We start from the raw sequence: 16,058 nt of genomic DNA on the forward strand, positions 1-16,058 counted from the left end.
TCTGTCAGGAGTGCGCGTCTTGTTTGATGAACTGTTCGGTCCCGAAGGTGCCAGCCGCGATGGTGCGGAAATTCTCGCTGCCCTGAAAAAGGCCGCCAGCGAGCGCATTCTGGTGATCGACGGTGCCATGGGAACGCAGATCCAGGGTCTGGGCTTCCAGGAAGAACATTTCCGCGGCGAACGCTTCATCGGCTGCGCCTGTCACCAGCAGGGCAACAACGACCTTCTGATTCTCACCCAGCCGCAGGCGATCGAGGACATCCACTATCGCTATGCGATGGCCGGTGCCGATATTCTCGAAACCAACACGTTTTCGTCCACGCGTATCGCGCAGGCGGATTACGAGATGGAAGGCGCGGTCTATGACCTGAACCGCGACGGCGCTCGGCTTGCCCGCCGTGCCGCTCTGCGTGCCGAGAAGGAAGATGGTCGTCGCCGTTTTGTTGCCGGCGCCATCGGCCCGACCAACCGCACGGCCTCGATTTCGCCGGACGTCAACAATCCCGGCTACCGCGCCGTCTCCTTCGACGATCTGCGCAAGGCCTATGGCGAGCAGATCGACGGGCTGATCGACGGCGGAGCCGATATCATCCTGATCGAGACGATTTTCGACACGCTGAACGCCAAGGCTGCGATCTTTGCCTGCGAGGAGCGGTTCGAGGCAAAGGGCATCCATCTGCCGGTGATGATTTCCGGCACGATCACCGACCTTTCCGGCCGCACGCTTTCGGGCCAGACGCCATCGGCCTTCTGGAACTCGGTCAACCATGCGCGGCCGTTCACCGTCGGTCTCAACTGCGCGCTCGGCGCCGACGCGATGCGCCCGCATCTGCAGGAACTGTCCGCCGTTTCAGACACGTTCATCTGCGCCTATCCGAATGCCGGCCTGCCGAACGAATTCGGCCAGTATGACGAGACGCCGGAGATGATGGCGGCTCAGGTGGAAGAGTTTGCCCGCGAAGGCCTCGTCAACGTCGTCGGCGGCTGCTGCGGCTCGACGCCGGAGCATATCCGCGCTCTGGCCGATGTCGTCGCCAAGTACCCGCCGCGCGCCATTCCGGACCATGTGCCGTTCATGTCTCTGTCGGGTCTCGAGCCTTTCGTGCTGACCAAGGACATTCCCTTCGTCAATGTCGGCGAGCGCACCAACGTCACGGGTTCAGCCAAATTCCGCAAGCTGATCACCAATGCCGATTACACGGCAGCGCTCGCGGTTGCCCGCGACCAGGTGGAAAACGGCGCTCAGGTGATCGACATCAATATGGACGAGGGCCTGATCGATTCCGGCCATGCCATGGTCGAATTCCTGAACCTGATCGCCGCCGAGCCGGATATCGCCCGCGTGCCCGTGATGATCGATTCATCGAAATTCGAGATCATTGAGGCGGGCCTGAAATGCGTGCAGGGCAAGGCGATCGTCAATTCGATCTCGCTGAAGGAAGGCGAGGAGAATTTCCTGGCGCAGGCGAAGCTGGTCCGCAATTATGGTGCCGCCGTCGTCGTCATGGCCTTCGACGAGACGGGGCAGGCGGATACCTATGACCGCAAGGTCGAGATCTGCACACGCGCCTACAAGATCCTGACCGAGCAGGCCGGGTTCCCGCCGGAGGACATCATCTTCGACCCGAACGTGTTCGCCGTGGCGACGGGCATCGAGGAGCACAACAATTACGGCGTCGACTTCATCGAGGCGACAAGGACGATCCGTCAGACGATGCCGCTCGTGCATATTTCCGGCGGCGTTTCCAACCTGTCCTTCTCCTTCCGCGGCAACGAACCGGTGCGCGAGGCGATGCATGCCGTGTTCCTCTACCACGCCATCCAGGCGGGAATGGACATGGGCATCGTCAACGCCGGCCAGCTCGCCGTCTACGACAATATAGACCCGGAACTGCGCGAGGCTTGCGAGGACGTGGTGCTGAACCGCCGCGCCGACGGCACCGAGCGTCTGCTGGAAGTCGCCGAGCGATTCCGTGGTGGACCGGGCCGGGAAGCCAAGGTTCAGGATCTTGCCTGGCGCGACAAGCCGGTCGAAGCCCGCTTGTCGCACGCGCTGGTGAACGGCATTACCGACTATATCGAAGCGGATACCGAAGAGGCCCGGCAGCAGGCCGCTCGTCCGCTGCATGTCATCGAAGGGCCGCTGATGGCCGGCATGAACGTGGTCGGCGACCTGTTCGGCTCGGGCAAGATGTTCCTGCCGCAGGTGGTGAAATCCGCCCGTGTGATGAAGCAGGCGGTGGCCGTGCTGCTTCCCTACATGGAGGAGGAGAAGCGCCTCAATGGCGGCGAACAGCGCAAGTCGGCCGGCAAGGTGCTGATGGCGACCGTCAAGGGCGACGTGCACGATATCGGCAAAAACATCGTCGGCGTCGTGCTCGCTTGCAACAATTACGAGATCATCGATCTGGGCGTCATGGTGCCGGCGACGAAGATCCTCGAGACGGCGGTGGCCGAGAGGGTCGATATCATCGGCCTGTCCGGCCTGATCACCCCGTCGCTGGACGAGATGGTGCATGTAGCCGCCGAAATGGAGCGGCAGGGTTTCGATGTGCCGCTGCTGATCGGCGGTGCGACCACGAGCCGTGTCCACACGGCGGTGAAGATCCACCCGCGCTACGAAAAGGGGCAGGCGATCTATGTGACGGACGCCAGCCGCGCCGTTGGCGTGGTTTCGGCATTGCTGTCGGAGGAGCAGAAGCCTGCCTATGTCGAGGGCATACGCAGCGAGTATGCCAAGGTTGCCGAGGCGCATGCCCGCAACGAGCGCGAAAAACTGCGCCTGCCGATCGCCCGCGCCCGCGCCAATGCGGAAAAGGTGGATTGGGCGGCCTACGAGCCGGTAAAGCCGCAGTTCTTCGGCACCAAGGTGTTCGAGAGCTACGATCTGGAGGAATTGGCGCAGTATATCGACTGGACGCCCTTCTTCCAGACCTGGGAACTCAAGGGCCGCTATCCGGCGATCCTCGAAGACGAGAAGCAGGGCGAGGCGGCGCGCCAGCTGTGGTCCGATGCGCAGGCCATGCTGAAAAAGATCATCGCCGAAAACTGGTTCCGTCCGCGCGCGGTCATCGGCTTCTGGCCGGCCAATGCGGTGGGTGACGATATCCGCCTGTTCACCGACGAGACGCGGTCGGAAGATCTCGCGACGTTCTACACGCTGCGCCAGCAGCTTTCCAAGCGCGATGGCCGCCCCAACGTGGCGCTGGCGGATTTCGTCGCACCGGTCGACAGCGGCAAACAGGACTACGTCGGCGGTTTCGTCGTTACGGCCGGTATCGAGGAAGTGGCGATTGCCGAGCGCTTCGAGCGGGCCAACGACGATTATTCGTCGATCCTCGTCAAGGCGCTGGCCGACCGCTTTGCCGAAGCCTTTGCCGAGCGCATGCATCAGCGCGTCCGCAAGGAATTCTGGGGCTATGCGGCGGACGAGACGTTCGGCAATGACGAGTTGATCCACGAGGAATATGCCGGCATTCGCCCTGCGCCCGGCTATCCGGCGCAGCCCGACCATACGGAAAAGGATACGCTGTTCCGCCTGCTCGACGCGACCAATGCGACCGGCGTGGAACTGACGGAAAGCTATGCCATGTGGCCGGGGTCGTCCGTCTCCGGGATCTATATCGGCCACCCGCAGAGCTATTATTTCGGCGTCGCCAAGGTCGAGCGCGACCAGGTCGAGGACTATGCGAACCGCAAGGGGATGGGTGTCGAAGAGGTCGAGCGCTGGCTCGGTCCGGTTCTTAATTACGTGCCGGGCGGAACGGCTGCCGAAAAGGTGGACGACGCGGCTTGAGCGGATAGCTCCATCGCTAAAGACAGAAAAGCCGGAGAGTTTTGCTCTCCGGCTTTTCTTGTTCTATCGGGATCAACTCGGGCGTCATGCTCGGGACAGGCCCGCGCATGACGATCCGCATTTAGCTCTTCGCCAGTCTCGCCGTCAGCTCCTCGATACCAGCGGCCGATTCCACCTTGCTGCCGCTGAGGCCGAGGTAGATGCCGACGCCGGTAGTCAACGCTGCGATGAAGAGCAGGTACCAGGCATGCGCCATCGGGTTGATGGCAAGCGCCGTGGTGACGGCGATCGGGGTCATGCCGCCGAAGATGGCGTAGGAGAGGTTGTAGGAGAAGGACAGGCCGGTAAAGCGGACGCGGGCCGGAAAGGCGCGTACCATCACGTAAGGCACTGCGCCCACCATGCCTACGGCAAGGCCCATGACCGCATAGAGCGCGAACATGGTGGTGATCGACGATGCTGCGAAGCTGTAGAAGGTCCAGGTGGCGGCGCCGAAGACGACGCCGGCGACGGTGAAGAACCGCGCCGAACCGATGCGGTCGACGAGCGCTCCGGCAGCCGAGGTGCCGAAGATCAAAAACAGCGTGCCGAAGCTGGTCGCGGCCAGCGACTGCTGCGCCGTGTAGCCGTAAATCTTCTGCAGCAGCGTCGAGGTCATCAGCGTGGTGACGACGATGCCAGCCGAGAGGATCCAGGTCAGCAGTACCGAGATGACGATGCCGCGCTTATGGTCGCGCAACACGGTCTTGAGCGGCAGTTCGGGCGCGAGCGCCCGGCTAGCCTTCATCTCGGAAAAGATCGGCGTTTCCTGCAGCCAGCGGCGCATCCACACCGACAGGAGGCCGAAGAAGCCGCCGAGGAAGAAGGGAATGCGCCATGCGCCGTCGAGGATCGCTTCCGGCGTGAAGACGGTATTGATCAGCGTCGCGATCGACGAGCCGAGCAGGATGCCGAGCGACAGGCCAGACGCAAGGAAACCGCAGGCAAAGCCCACGCGGCGGAAGGGCACGTGTTCAGCCACGAAGGTCCAGGCGCCCGGAACTTCACCACCAATCGCCGCACCCTGAAGGATGCGCATGACGACGAGCAGGATGGGAGCCAGAACGCCGATCGTCGCATAGGTCGGCATGATCGCCATACCAAGCGTCGACAGCGACATCAGCAGGATCGAGAAGGCGAAGACCTTCTTGCGGCCGAAGACATCGCCGAAATGGGCGAGGACGACGCCGCCGAGCGGGCGGATCAGGTAGCCGGCGGCGAAAATGCCGAAGGTCTGGATCAGCTTCAGCCATTCAGGCATGTCCGGCGGGAAGAAGAGCTGGCCGATGACGGTGGCGAAGAAGACGAAGATGATGAAATCGTAGAATTCCAGCGCGCCGCCGAGAGCGGAAAGGCCCAGTGTGCGAAAATCCTGGGCGGTGAGGCGGCGTGGTGCGGCTCCTGCGGGAGCCGGGGAGGTAATCGAAGACATTGTACTCAACTAATGTACGGGGTGGTTTCCCTTCCTGGGAGATGGCCCCTAGCGCAATGCGGCATGGAGGCCTGCATATCAAGGCTGAAAGGGTGTTCTTCCGGGCAATCGACAATGGTGGCGATGCAGTTCGGCAACAGGCAGCTCTAATCCCGGATGACCAGAAGGTCGCCTGCAGCAAAGCGGAGCGTGACCGTTTCGCCCAGCTGCGGCAGTATCTTGTCCGGGGCGTTGAACATGTCGAAGGAAATCTGGCTGCCGCCGACATCGAACTTTGTGCGGACGACCGAGCCGAGGAAGTGGGAAGAGGTGACCTTGCCGGTCAACGCGGTATCGCCTTTGGCACTTTCCGACAGCGAGCCCGCTTCCGGGCGAAGTGCGACGGAGAGCGTGTCGCCGGGCTTCAACGCGCCGATCGGTTCGCGCAGGGCGATCACGTTGTTGCCGATACTAATCGTGTCGGCAGCGGGATCGACGACCGTCGCATCGATGATGTTGAGCGTGCCGACGAATGAGGCGACGAAGCGGGTGGCGGGACGATTGTAGATATCCGACGGCGTGCCGATCTGGTCGGCGCGGCCGGCATTCATGACGACGATGCGGTCGGAGATCGACAGTGCCTCTTCCTGGTCGTGGGTGACGAAAACGGTGGTGATGCCGAGCTGACGCTGGATCTGGCGGATTTCCTCGCGCAGCGAGACACGGATCTTGGCATCGAGCGCCGAAAGCGGCTCGTCGAGCAAAAGGACCTGCGGCTTGGGCGCAAGCGCGCGGGCGAGCGCGACGCGCTGCTGCTGGCCGCCTGACATCTGGTAGGGGTAGCGGTCGGCGAGATGTTCGAGATGGATGAGTTTCAGCATCTCCTTCACCCGGCCCTCGATCTCTGCCTTCGGCATGCCCGCGACCTTCAGGCCGAAGGCGACGTTGTCGAAGACGTTCATGTTGGGAAATAGCGCATAGGCCTGAAAGACCATGCCGATATTGCGCTGGCTGGTCTTGAGACCCGACTGGTTACGGCCGTTGATGGTGATCGTGCCGTCGCTCGGAGTTTCGAAGCCGGCGATCATCCTCAGGACCGTCGTCTTGCCGCAGCCCGATGGGCCGAGGAAGGAGACGAACTCGCCCTTCTCGATCGACATGTTGAAATCCTTGACGACCTGGGTCTGGCCGAAACTCTTCTTGAGGCTGTCGAGAACGAGGAAGGACATGGGCGATATTCCTTAGGCGCGAGAAGGCGCCATCTTGCTGAGACGGGTGACGAGCTGGATGAGGCCCATGGAAAGCCAGGTCATGGCGAAGGCAATGACGGCAAGTGCGGAGGGCTCGTAGGCCTTGTTGGCGCCGACAAGCTGGAGATAGGGGCCGAAGGCCGGACGGTTTAGAAGGGCCGCCATGGTGAATTCGCCCATGACGATGGCGAAGGTGATGAAAGCGCCGGACAGCACACCCGACATGACATTCGGGAAAATGCATTTGAACAGGATAGTCGGCCATTTGGCGCCGAGAATTTCAGCGGCTTCCGTCAAGGTGCGGACATCGATCGTGCGCATCGCCGTATCGACCGAGCGGTACATGTAGGGCAGAGACAGGGTGATGTAGGACATCACAAGCAGCACATTGGTGCCGAAGGTCGAGCCGGTGAACGGAATATACGACGAGGAATTGTAGAGGCGCAGGTAGCCGAACACGATGACGATGGCCGGGATGACGAGTGGCATCAGGGTGACGAATTCGACGACCGGGCGCATCTGCGGCAGGCGCAGGCGCACCCAATAGGCGGTCGGCACGACGAGCAGCATGCCGAAGATGATGGTGAACAGCGCCATCAGCATCGAAAAGCCGAAGGTCTGCTGGAACTGGATGTCGGAGAAGACCGAATCGTAGGCGTCGAAGGAATATTCGCCGCGGCGCATGCGCAGCGAGAATTCGAACGTGCCGAGCAGCGGCACGAAGAAATAGATGACGCCGACGGCGATCGCGAGCCAGGCGAAGAATTTTGTCATCTTCATCGGTTCGCCCTCACTTCTGCCAGCGTTCGGCGCGCATGCGCAGCCAGATATAGAGAATATTGGACAGGCCGGTGATGACGATCATGCCGAGCGCCAGCGCGTAACCGAGATTCGGGTTATGCAGAACGTCGCCGCGGATCTGGGCGTACAACAGGATCGGCACAATGTTGAGCGAGGAGCCCGTCAATGCGTATGCCGTGGCTATGGCGCCGAAGGCATTGGCAAATAGCAGCAGCGAGGTGCCAAGCAGGCTGGGCCAGAGAATCGGGAAGGCCACCATGCGCCAGTATTGCCAGGTCGAGGCGCCGAGGATTTCGGAGGCTTCGCGCCATTCCTTCTTCAGTCCGTCGAGCGCCGGGGTGAGGATCAGCACCATCAGCGGGATCTGGAAGAACATGTAGGTAACGGTCAGGCCGACGAAGGACAGAAGGTTGAAGCCGGTCGAATAGAGATTGAAGCCGAACCAGTCGCGCAGGAAGACCGTCACGAGACCGGTGCGGCCGAGCGTGGCGATGAAGGCGAAGGCGAGCGGTACGCCGGCGAAGTTCGAGGCGACGCCGGAAAAGGTCAGGAGGCCGGAGCGGATCCACGAGGGCAGGCCGCCGAGCACGATTGCCCAGGCGAGGAAAAAGCCGATCAGCGCGCCGCCGAGCGACGAGGCGAAAGAGACCTTGATGGAGATCCAGTAGGCCGACAGGATCGTCGGGGTGAACAGGTCGGCGATATTCCTGAAGGTGAGTTCACCGTCCGGCGTGAAGAAGGCACCCATGACGAGATAGAGCGTCGGAACCACCAGGAACATCAGCGCGAAGATCATGAACGGCGCGATGCCGAGCCAATCGATGACGGTACGTCGGTCGATAAAGGACGAGGATGCCGTTGTCATGAAAGCGCGCGCCTTTGAGAGAAATAGACCTCACCCGACGGGAGAGTGGTTGCGCATGGGAAATCCCTCTTCGGCCTGACGATCATCTTCCCCGCAAGCGGAGAGAACCGTCGGTCGCTGCCTGCCGCAGCCCGATTAGGCGATGCGGCCAGCTGAAGCCCGCCTTTCGTGGCAAGGGCTGGGAGGGGTGTCCCATAGGCGAAAGCCTCCCCGCCTTTCGGCGGGGAGGCCCGATATGCTACTGGACGTTGGCGCCGACGACGCTGTCCCACTTGGTGGTGATAGCGGTCTTGCCGGCGGCCTGTTCGTCAAGCGTCGGGAATTTCGCCTTCTCGTAGGCTGCTGCCGGCGGCAGGGCGTCGAGCATTTCCTTCGGGACCTTGTTGCTCTTGGCAAGATCGTTGAAGCGGATCGGGTGGCAATAGCCCTTCAGGTAGCCGAGCTGGCCTTCGTCGGAATAGAGATACTCCATCCACAGCTTGGCGGCGTTCGGATGCGGTGCGAAGGCCGAGATCGCCTGAACGTAGACGCCGGCAACAACGCCGGTTTCCGGAACCACGACTTCGAGCGGCGGGTTGCCCTTCAGCGTATCGCGCCAGGACAGGCCGTTATAGTCCCAGGCAACGACGATCGGGGTGGAGCCCTGCGCAAGCGAAGCGGACTTGCCGATGACCGGCACGAAATTGCCAGCCTTGTTGATTTCCGAGAAGAGCGCCAGACCGGCTTCGCCAGCCTTGGAAGCGTCGGTCTCGCCAGCGCCGAGGCCGGCCGCGTAGACGGCCTGGACGGCCTGGTTGGAGCCGCGCGGATCGCCGGCAAGTGCTACCGAGTTGGCGTATTCCGACTTCGTCAGGTCCTTCCAGTCCTTCGGCACTTCCTTGACGATATCGGTGTTCACGACGAAGGAGAGAACGCCGTAATAATCGCCGTACCAGTAGCCTTCGGCATCCTTGGCATCATCCGGGATAGAATCCCAGGTGGAGACCTTGTAGGGCTGGATCAGGCCTTCGGCCTTGGAAGACGGGCCGAAGGAGAGACCGACGTCGATGACGTCAGGCGCCTGCGGGCCGGTATTACCCTTGTTGGCCTTGATGGCTTCGATTTCGTCACCCGAGCTTGCGTCCGGGTTCAGTTCGTTGACCTCGATGCCGTACTTGGCCTTGAAGCCGGCAATGATGTCGCCGTAACCGCACCAGCTGTGCGGCAGGGCGATGGTGGTCAGCGAACCTTCCTTCTTGGCGGCGGCGATGAGTTCGGCGCTCGGCTCGGCGAAAGCGAACGAAGTGGAAGCAACGACTGCAGCAGTCGTGAGCGAGAGCAGGCGGTGAGCGTTCTTGAGCACGGAAGTCCTCCTGGGGTTTAACGTGTCGGCGGCAACTCGTAGTGACGTTTGATGAACTGTATGTGACAGGCGATGTTTGTAAAGTTCAGCCGATAAGTTCCGGCTTTGAAAGCATTTTTCTTAAATGTGCCAAAGACATCCCACCCTTGGCTGTGGATAACCGGCAGCGCGTGTCGCTGGCGGAACAGATGCGACGCAAATGCGCCCCGGACATTCAAAAGTTTCGTTTGACGGCGCGCTGAAAGTGAAGAATTCTCAGTTGCAACTATTTATTTAAATTTTGCAAGTCGTCCCGCTCAAGCCACATTTTCGTAATCGGCGGACGGGACGGCCCGAAAAACACTTCCGGAATTGGTCGAGGGATCGCGACCGCGCCAGGCAGATCATTCCAGTCTGCTGACAGAACAAAGATCTCCTGGGAGCAGTCAAAGCTGTGCCGGCACTCTTGCGACGGATCGGGAAACCGAGAGGGCGGAGGGCGTGCCGACCTATGGGCATATCCGGCCGCTGGGGCCGGGGCCCTTTGCTTTGAGCAGGAGACGGGGAATGGAAAGTTCATCTGCCGGCGTCAGCTACAAGAAAGCGGACGCCTCCTATTTCGACAAGCGCGGGCTGTCCCGCTATGCCGGTGTCTGGTCGCTGTGGGCGCTCGGCGTCGGCGCGGTCATTTCCGGGCATTTTTCCGGCTGGAACTTCGGCTTCGCCACCGGCGGTTGGGGCGGCATGCTGGTGGCCGGCATGATCATCGCCGTCATGTATCTGGGGCTTACCTTCTCGATTGCCGAGATGAGCCCGGCGCTGCCGCATACAGGGGCCGCCTATTCCTTCGCGCGCACCGCGATGGGGCCTTGGGGAGGGTTCCTGACCGGGCTTTGCGAAAACGTCGAATATGTGCTGACGCCCGCCGTCATCGTGACCTTCATCACGGCTTACGTGAACTCGATCCTCGGGCTCGATCCGGCCTATTCGCCGCTTCTGTGGATCCTGTTCTACGCGGTCTTCCTGGCGCTCAACGTGTTCGGGCTGGAACTGTCGTTCAAGGTGACGCTGGTGATCACACTCGTGTCGCTGGCGGTTCTGGTGTTCTTCTGGATCAGCGCGATCCCGAACATGGATTTCAATCGCTGGGCGCTGAATATCGGCGTCGGACCCGACGGCGCGGCGATCGAACTGCCGGAAGGCAATGGCGACTGGTTCCCCTTCGGCATCTCGGGTGTTCTCGCAACGCTGCCGTTTGCGGTGTGGCTGTTCCTCGCCATCGAGCAGCTGCCGCTGGCGGCGGAAGAATCCGTCGATCCGAAGCGCGACATGCCGAAGGGCATCATCCTCGGCATCATCACGCTGATGGTCTCCGCCTTCATGATCGTGCTGCTCAACCCGTCGCTGCCGGGTGTCGGCGCCTTCCATCTCGGTTCGGCGCTTGAGCCGCTGCTCGACGGGTTCAAGTCCGTCTATGGCGATGGCGGCGTGGTCATTCTCGGCCTGGTGGCACTGACGGGGCTGATCGCCAGCTTCCACACCATCCTCTATGCACAGGGTCGGCAGATCTATTCGCTGTCACGCGCCGGCTACTTCCCGACGGCACTTTCCGTCACCCATCCCGTCTACAAGACGCCCTATGTGGCGATGATGGCGGGCGCGGCGATCGGCCTGGCGGTGATGCTCGTCATCTGGTTCGCGCTCGGTGCGGAACAGGGGGGTACCGTGATCGGTGCCGTGCTTCTGAACATGGCCGTCTTCGGCGCGATGTTCTCCTACATCATGCAGGCGATCTCGTTCATCATCCTGCGCAAGAAGTTGCCGAATATCGAGCGGCCGTTCCGCTCGCCGCTCGGCATTCCGGGCGCCGCACTGACGATCATCATCGCCGTCGTGACGCTGCTGTACCAAATCCAGGATCCGAATTTCTTCCGGGGCGTGGTCTGGGTTGCGGTGTGGTTCGTGGTGGCCATCGCGTATTTCGCGCTGGTCGGTCGTCACCGGCTGATCCTGTCGCCGGAAGAGGAGTTTGCCATGGAGCACAAGGAGGCGGCGTCGCTCGCCTGATCATCCTTGTTTCCTGGAAGACGGAGGCGGCCATCCATAGGGTGGCCGCTTTTTTGATGCATGGATGCATCACCACCGCGCATTTGAAGCTTTGCAAGCGGTGCGACAAGTTTCGGTCAATGATGGATGGAAAAGGATATGGCAGAGCTGCCCCGTGCTTCGGGGATAACGTCAGGACCGAACCCGCCAAGGATCAGAAATGCCAGTCATATCTTTCGCCAATGCCAAGGGCGGCGCCGGCAAGACTACGGCAGCGCTGCTGCTTGCGACGGAACTTGCGCAGCAGGGCTTCCGCATCACCATCATAGATGCCGACCCGCAGCGCTGGATCAGCCAGTGGCAGGAGGTTTCCGGCACGGTCCGCAATATCGAGGTGATCTCCGAAGTGAGCGTCGCATCGCTGCACTGTCATCTGCGCGAGATGGCATCGGTTACCGACTACTTCATCGTCGACCTTGCCGGTGCGCGCGATGCGCTGGTCACGACGGCGATCGGGCTTTCCGACCATGTTTTCATCCCGGTTCAGGGCTCGGCGATGGATGCCAAGGGTGCGGCTCAGATTCTCGATTTGATCGCGATGATGAAGGAGAAGGCGAAACTCGACATCGACCATTCGGTGGTAATGACGCGGGTGACCTCGATGGTGACGACAAGGGCGCTGCTCGCCATCAAGGGGTTGCTGGCGGCCAAGGGCGTCAACGTGCTGTCGACGCCGATCGGCGAGCGGACGGCCTTCAAGGAACTGTTCGAGACTGGCGGCACGCTGCACACGATGGACCCGGCAAAGGTCAGCAATGTCGAGAAGGCGCGCGAGAATGCCCGCGCCTATGCGTTGGAGGTGCTGGGCATCCTGCCGACAAAAATGACCCGTTCACCGATCACGCGGTTGATCGGTCTGGTCCGCAATGCCGGCTGAATGGTGTCAATGACAGAATAGAAAAGGCCGGTCATCGCCGGCCTTTTGCGTTTGGTTATGCCGTCGTCTGCTTACTCGACGAATTCTACCGTCGTGCCGGGCTTGACCATCTTGGCGAGTTCCGTCGCATCCCAGTTGGTCAGACGGATACAGCCGTGGCTGTTGGTCTTGCCGATCTTCGACGGTTCCGGCGTGCCGTGGATGCCGTAGGTCGGCTTGGACAGGGCGATCCAGACCGTGCCGACCGGACCGTTCGGGCCCGGCGGGATCTGCAGGATCTGGGTGTTGTTGCCCTGCGTGAAGTTGATCTTCGGGTTGTAGGTATAGCCCGGATCGAGCGCGATGCGCTGGACCGTGTGATTGCCGGTCGGCGACGGCGTGTCGGACGAGCCGATGGTTGCCGGATAGGCCGAGATCAGGTTGCCATCGGCGCCATAGGCAAAGACCTGCTTGCGACCCTTGTCGGCAACGATGCGGGTCACCTGACCCGTCTTGGCCTGCGCCGGGTTGACGACCTTGATGATCGTACCCGGAATGCTGAAATCGGCATTCGGGTTCATCGACTTCAGGTAATTTTCATCCATGTGGAACTGTTCGGCGAGCTTTTCCGTCACCGAGGTATAGGACATGGCGGGCAGGGCAGCCTTGTGGGCGTAGTCATCCGGAATGGAGGCGACATAGGGGCCTGCGGCATCCGAGGCAGTGATCGTGTAATCGACGATCGGCAGGCCGCCCGAATAGGTCAGGCGCTGCATGATGTCTTCGGAATTGTTCGGATCGAGCGTCTCGCCGGTCATTTCCTGCCACGCGGCAATCGCCTTGTTGACGTTGTCGCCAAGATGGCCGTCGATGACGCCGGGCGAAATGCCTTCGCGGTCGAGAAATACCTGGAGCGCGGCGATTTCCGCCTGCGGCTTCTTGGTGACGGTGATGACCGGTGTGTTCGGATGCAGGTTGTCTGCCGGCGGCAGGCTCTGGTTCGGTTCGAGAGCTGCTTCCTGCGAATAGCCCTGATCGCCGTATCCCTCATCCACGCCGGGCAGGGCCTGGTCTTCGAGCGGCATGCGGGTCACCGAATCGGGGCGGCCGATCGAGCCGGTCACCGCGCCTGGTTCTCCAGCCTCGCCGGGGCGATACTGACGGTAGTCGCGATACCCGTTCTGTTCCTGATAACGCTGTTCGCGGCGTTCCTGGCGGGCCTGCTGGCGTTCGTTGCGATAACCGCCGGGCGCTGCCGGATATTCGTCAAAGCGGGGACTGCGGGGGTTGTAGGTATCGCGGCGCATTTCGGTCGCGACGATATTGCCCCAGCCATCGAGGTAGACGCGGCGGCCCATGCCGTCACGGCTGATGATGACGTCGCCGCCGTTGGGCATATAGTCGAGGATCGCGCCGTCGGGCGCGACGAGCAGCGGTGCCTCCTCATATCCATAGCCGCGGCTCTGGGAAAAGGCGGGCTGCGCCATGGACGCCGCGAGGACCGAAAGACTGATGCCGACGAAGAGGGAGCGCTTCACGTTCTCACCGATTATACTGTTGCACATTGATGTAATCGGGAATGATGGTGCTTGGTTCCCGTCTGCCATGTGCTTTGACTGACAAGCTAAATTTGACCCTTGTATGGAAGAATCCCAGTTTGCAATGAATGAATTATTAAATTTTGCTCAAAGACGGTAAACGCCGCGTGAGCGATGGGAGGAAAAATCGATGAAAACCTTTACCGCGACAGTCGGACCGAAACTGATGCTCGACGAGGGGTCCGTTCTCGATGTCGGGAGCTGTTTCGTCAATGACATCGACATCGCGCCGGGGAGGGCCATTCCCGACGATGGCGATGCACGAATCGATCACTCGCTCGAGGGGTTTCTGTTTACCTGCGGACCGGATCACATCCGCCACCCGGTTGCGATACCGGGCGATGCCAGTGGCGGCAAGTATCCGCTGCATGGCTCGTTTTCGTCGCATCCGGCGGAGATCCTCTTCTGGGACCATATCGAGGGGGATGATGCGGAATGCCGGGCGAAGATCGCGGTGGCGACGGCCGAGGGTGGCCATGCGCTCCTTGAACGGCATTGGCGGATCGACAGCATGTCGGGCGAGGTCTGCCTGCAGGACAGGGTAACGAATGTCGGGGAAACGTCGTTCGCGCGGATTCATATGTATCACATGAATATCGGCGCGTGGCTGTTCGATGACGGCGTGCAGCTGTCGGGTGCGATGCTGGAGAACGGGCCGGTGCCGTGGAACTTCGGGCCGGAGCCGGGAGGCGTGTTTTGCGTGCCGGCTGCGCGTGAAGGCGAGGAGTGGGCGGAAGTGGCGCTTGGGCCGATCGCTGCCCTTGGAGGCGTAACGCTGAAAGTGCGGTTCAGGACGGATGGCCTGCCTTACCTGCAAGTCTGGCGCAACCAGAAGGAGCCGGCGCATGTACTCGGTATCGAGCCGGTGTCACACCGCTTGGCGAGCCGCGAGGAACTGGTGAGAACCGGCGAGATGCAGATGCTTGAGCCGGGCGAGAGCGCCGAATATGCGCTGCGTTTCGCCTTCGTATGAGGGCTTTCATCTTTCGTTGACGCTTGTCGAAGCACCGCGTAATGCTTGCGCCTCAAAAGACATGGAGGCAGCACGATGGATATCCGCCCGATCAACGACGACTACTCTGTTTCCGGCCAGATCACGGTCGAGGAGCTGGACGAGATCAAGGCGCTCGGCTTCAAGTCGCTCGTCTGCCACCGTCCCGACGAGGAAGAGCCGGGCCAGCCGCATTTTTCCGAAATCGAAGCGCGCGCCAAGGAACTCGGCCTCGACATTCGCCACATCCCGGTCGGCCGCATGGGCCTGACGCCGGAAGGTGTCACCGAAATGGCCGATGCGCTCGAAGACTTTCCGAAGCCGATGCTCGGCTTCTGCCGCTCGGGCGCCCGCTCGACTGCAATCTACGAACAGGCCCAGCGCTTCAAGGGCTGATTTGACGTAAGGCCGGTGACGGTCCCTGGTTTTTTCGCGCATGCCGCGGTGTTACGCGGCGTGCATATTCCAAGCTCAGCATTCAGGAGCATCCCATGAGCATCAAGCGTATCGAACCCGGCGCCCGCATGAGCGGCGCAGTCGTCCACGGCAACACCGTCTATCTCGCCGGCCAGGTTGGCGAAGGCGAAACCGTTGCCGACCAGTGCAAGGACGCGCTCGCCGAAGTCGATCGCCTGCTGGCCGCAAGCGGTTCCGACAAGTCGAAGATCCTGCAGACGATCATCTATCTTTCCGACATGTCGACCTTCGGTGAAATGAACGCCGTATGGGAAGCCTGGATCGACCCGGCAAACCCGCCGGCACGCGCGACGAGCGAAGCTGCTCTCGCTGCTCCGAAGTACAAGGTAGAATTCATCGTCACGGCTGCGATCTAAGCCACCAACGTCTACCGAATACAGAAAAGAGGCCGGTGAAAACCGGCCTCTTTTGCATCTTACTGTGTGGTTTCGCCCGGCGTCATGCCGAACAGGTAGAAGGCCGCAAGGGCTATTCCGATCAGGAAGATGGCGACGACGAACGTCGACATGCCCCCCAGTGCTTTGCGTTTTGTATCCTGTGCCATGCT

The 16,058-nt window shown here is 61.4% G+C and carries 14 protein-coding genes; 7 read left to right on the top strand and 7 right to left on the bottom strand.

Features of this window, described 5'->3' with window-relative positions; translation table 11 throughout:
* Window positions 1-19: 19 nt before the first annotated feature.
* Window positions 20-3,796 (top strand): methionine synthase, encoded by a 3,777-nt coding sequence (gene metH / locus AC0JZ4_RS12485; RefSeq protein WP_471886693.1) that lies wholly within the window; start codon window positions 20-22, stop codon window positions 3,794-3,796.
* A gap of 121 nt (window positions 3,797-3,917) precedes the next feature.
* Here the strand turns inward: metH and AC0JZ4_RS12490 are convergent, their stop codons facing one another.
* The 5 genes from AC0JZ4_RS12490 to AC0JZ4_RS12510 form a co-directional block, all read right to left on the bottom strand.
* Window positions 3,918-5,267 (bottom strand): MFS transporter, encoded by a 1,350-nt coding sequence (locus tag AC0JZ4_RS12490; RefSeq protein ID WP_471886694.1) that lies wholly within the window; start codon window positions 5,265-5,267, stop codon window positions 3,918-3,920.
* Window positions 5,268-5,413: 146 nt separating this feature from the next.
* Entirely contained in the window at window positions 5,414-6,475 is a 1,062-nt protein-coding gene (locus AC0JZ4_RS12495) for an ABC transporter ATP-binding protein (protein ID WP_471886695.1), read from the bottom strand.
* 12 nt (window positions 6,476-6,487) lie between these two features.
* Window positions 6,488-7,276 carry an ABC transporter permease gene (locus AC0JZ4_RS12500; RefSeq protein ID WP_471886696.1) on the bottom strand — a complete coding sequence of 263 codons (789 nt, stop codon included), beginning with the start codon at window positions 7,274-7,276 and terminating at the stop codon, window positions 6,488-6,490.
* Between the two features lie 10 nt (window positions 7,277-7,286).
* Complete coding sequence (locus AC0JZ4_RS12505; RefSeq protein WP_471886697.1) at window positions 7,287-8,162, bottom strand: ABC transporter permease; 876 nt, start codon at window positions 8,160-8,162, stop codon at window positions 7,287-7,289.
* A 238-nt stretch (window positions 8,163-8,400) separates the two neighbouring features.
* Window positions 8,401-9,504 (bottom strand): ABC transporter substrate-binding protein, encoded by a 1,104-nt coding sequence (locus AC0JZ4_RS12510; RefSeq protein ID WP_471886698.1) that lies wholly within the window; start codon window positions 9,502-9,504, stop codon window positions 8,401-8,403.
* 41 nt (window positions 9,505-9,545) lie between these two features.
* On the opposite strand from AC0JZ4_RS12510, the gene AC0JZ4_RS12515 reads away from it, so the two are divergent.
* The 3 genes from AC0JZ4_RS12515 (at window position 9,546) to AC0JZ4_RS12525 (ending at window position 12,466) form a co-directional block, all read left to right on the top strand.
* On the top strand, window positions 9,546-9,746 hold the full coding sequence (locus AC0JZ4_RS12515) for a hypothetical protein (protein WP_471886699.1): 201 nt from the start codon (window positions 9,546-9,548) through the stop codon (window positions 9,744-9,746).
* 304 nt (window positions 9,747-10,050) lie between these two features.
* Window positions 10,051-11,550, top strand: a complete 1,500-nt coding sequence (locus tag AC0JZ4_RS12520) for an amino acid permease (RefSeq protein ID WP_471886700.1) — start codon at window positions 10,051-10,053, stop codon at window positions 11,548-11,550.
* A 199-nt stretch (window positions 11,551-11,749) separates the two neighbouring features.
* Window positions 11,750-12,466: an AAA family ATPase gene (locus AC0JZ4_RS12525; RefSeq protein ID WP_471886701.1), complete on the top strand. Its 717-nt coding sequence runs from the start codon at window positions 11,750-11,752 to the stop codon at window positions 12,464-12,466.
* A 71-nt stretch (window positions 12,467-12,537) separates the two neighbouring features.
* Here the strand turns inward: AC0JZ4_RS12525 and AC0JZ4_RS12530 are convergent, their stop codons facing one another.
* Window positions 12,538-13,932 carry a L,D-transpeptidase gene (locus AC0JZ4_RS12530; RefSeq protein ID WP_471887878.1) on the bottom strand — a complete coding sequence of 465 codons (1,395 nt, stop codon included), beginning with the start codon at window positions 13,930-13,932 and terminating at the stop codon, window positions 12,538-12,540.
* Window positions 13,933-14,173: 241 nt separating this feature from the next.
* Here AC0JZ4_RS12530 and AC0JZ4_RS12535 point away from each other — a divergent pair, with 241 nt between their 5' ends.
* The 3 genes from AC0JZ4_RS12535 to AC0JZ4_RS12545 all read left to right on the top strand — a co-directional run bounded on the left by AC0JZ4_RS12535 (window position 14,174) and on the right by AC0JZ4_RS12545 (window position 15,867).
* On the top strand, window positions 14,174-15,016 hold the full coding sequence (locus AC0JZ4_RS12535) for a DUF4432 family protein (RefSeq protein ID WP_471886702.1): 843 nt from the start codon (window positions 14,174-14,176) through the stop codon (window positions 15,014-15,016).
* A 75-nt stretch (window positions 15,017-15,091) separates the two neighbouring features.
* The gene (locus AC0JZ4_RS12540) at window positions 15,092-15,430 is read left to right on the top strand and encodes a protein tyrosine phosphatase family protein (RefSeq protein ID WP_471886703.1); all 339 of its coding nucleotides are present in this window, start codon (window positions 15,092-15,094) and stop codon (window positions 15,428-15,430) included.
* Between the two features lie 95 nt (window positions 15,431-15,525).
* Window positions 15,526-15,867, top strand: coding sequence for a RidA family protein (locus tag AC0JZ4_RS12545; RefSeq protein ID WP_471886704.1), 342 nt, complete (start codon window positions 15,526-15,528; stop codon window positions 15,865-15,867).
* A 59-nt stretch (window positions 15,868-15,926) separates the two neighbouring features.
* Here the strand turns inward: AC0JZ4_RS12545 and AC0JZ4_RS12550 are convergent, their stop codons facing one another.
* A complete protein-coding gene (locus tag AC0JZ4_RS12550) occupies window positions 15,927-16,055 on the bottom strand; it encodes a hypothetical protein (protein ID WP_471886705.1) in 129 nt (42 codons plus the stop codon).
* Window positions 16,056-16,058 lie beyond the last annotated feature (3 nt).

Source organism: [Rhizobium] kunmingense (assembly GCF_977018605.1).

Bases quoted from the DNA above. Each gene is read 5' to 3' on its own strand.
- AC0JZ4_RS12490 (WP_471886694.1), bottom strand. From the start codon at position 5,267: ATGTCTTCGATTACCTCCCCGGCTCCCGCAGGAGCCGCACCACGCCGC.
- AC0JZ4_RS12495 (WP_471886695.1), bottom strand. From the start codon at position 6,475: ATGTCCTTCCTCGTTCTCGACAGCCTCAAGAAGAGTTTCGGCCAGACC.
- AC0JZ4_RS12500 (WP_471886696.1), bottom strand. From the start codon at position 7,276: ATGAAGATGACAAAATTCTTCGCCTGGCTCGCGATCGCCGTCGGCGTC.
- AC0JZ4_RS12505 (WP_471886697.1), bottom strand. From the start codon at position 8,162: ATGACAACGGCATCCTCGTCCTTTATCGACCGACGTACCGTCATCGAT.
- AC0JZ4_RS12520 (WP_471886700.1), top strand. From the start codon at position 10,051: ATGGAAAGTTCATCTGCCGGCGTCAGCTACAAGAAAGCGGACGCCTCC.
- AC0JZ4_RS12525 (WP_471886701.1), top strand. From the start codon at position 11,750: ATGCCAGTCATATCTTTCGCCAATGCCAAGGGCGGCGCCGGCAAGACT.
- AC0JZ4_RS12530 (WP_471887878.1), bottom strand. From the start codon at position 13,932: ATGGCGCAGCCCGCCTTTTCCCAGAGCCGCGGCTATGGATATGAGGAG.
- AC0JZ4_RS12535 (WP_471886702.1), top strand. From the start codon at position 14,174: ATGAAAACCTTTACCGCGACAGTCGGACCGAAACTGATGCTCGACGAG.
- AC0JZ4_RS12540 (WP_471886703.1), top strand. From the start codon at position 15,092: ATGGATATCCGCCCGATCAACGACGACTACTCTGTTTCCGGCCAGATC.
- AC0JZ4_RS12545 (WP_471886704.1), top strand. From the start codon at position 15,526: ATGAGCATCAAGCGTATCGAACCCGGCGCCCGCATGAGCGGCGCAGTC.
- AC0JZ4_RS12550 (WP_471886705.1), bottom strand. From the start codon at position 16,055: ATGGCACAGGATACAAAACGCAAAGCACTGGGGGGCATGTCGACGTTC.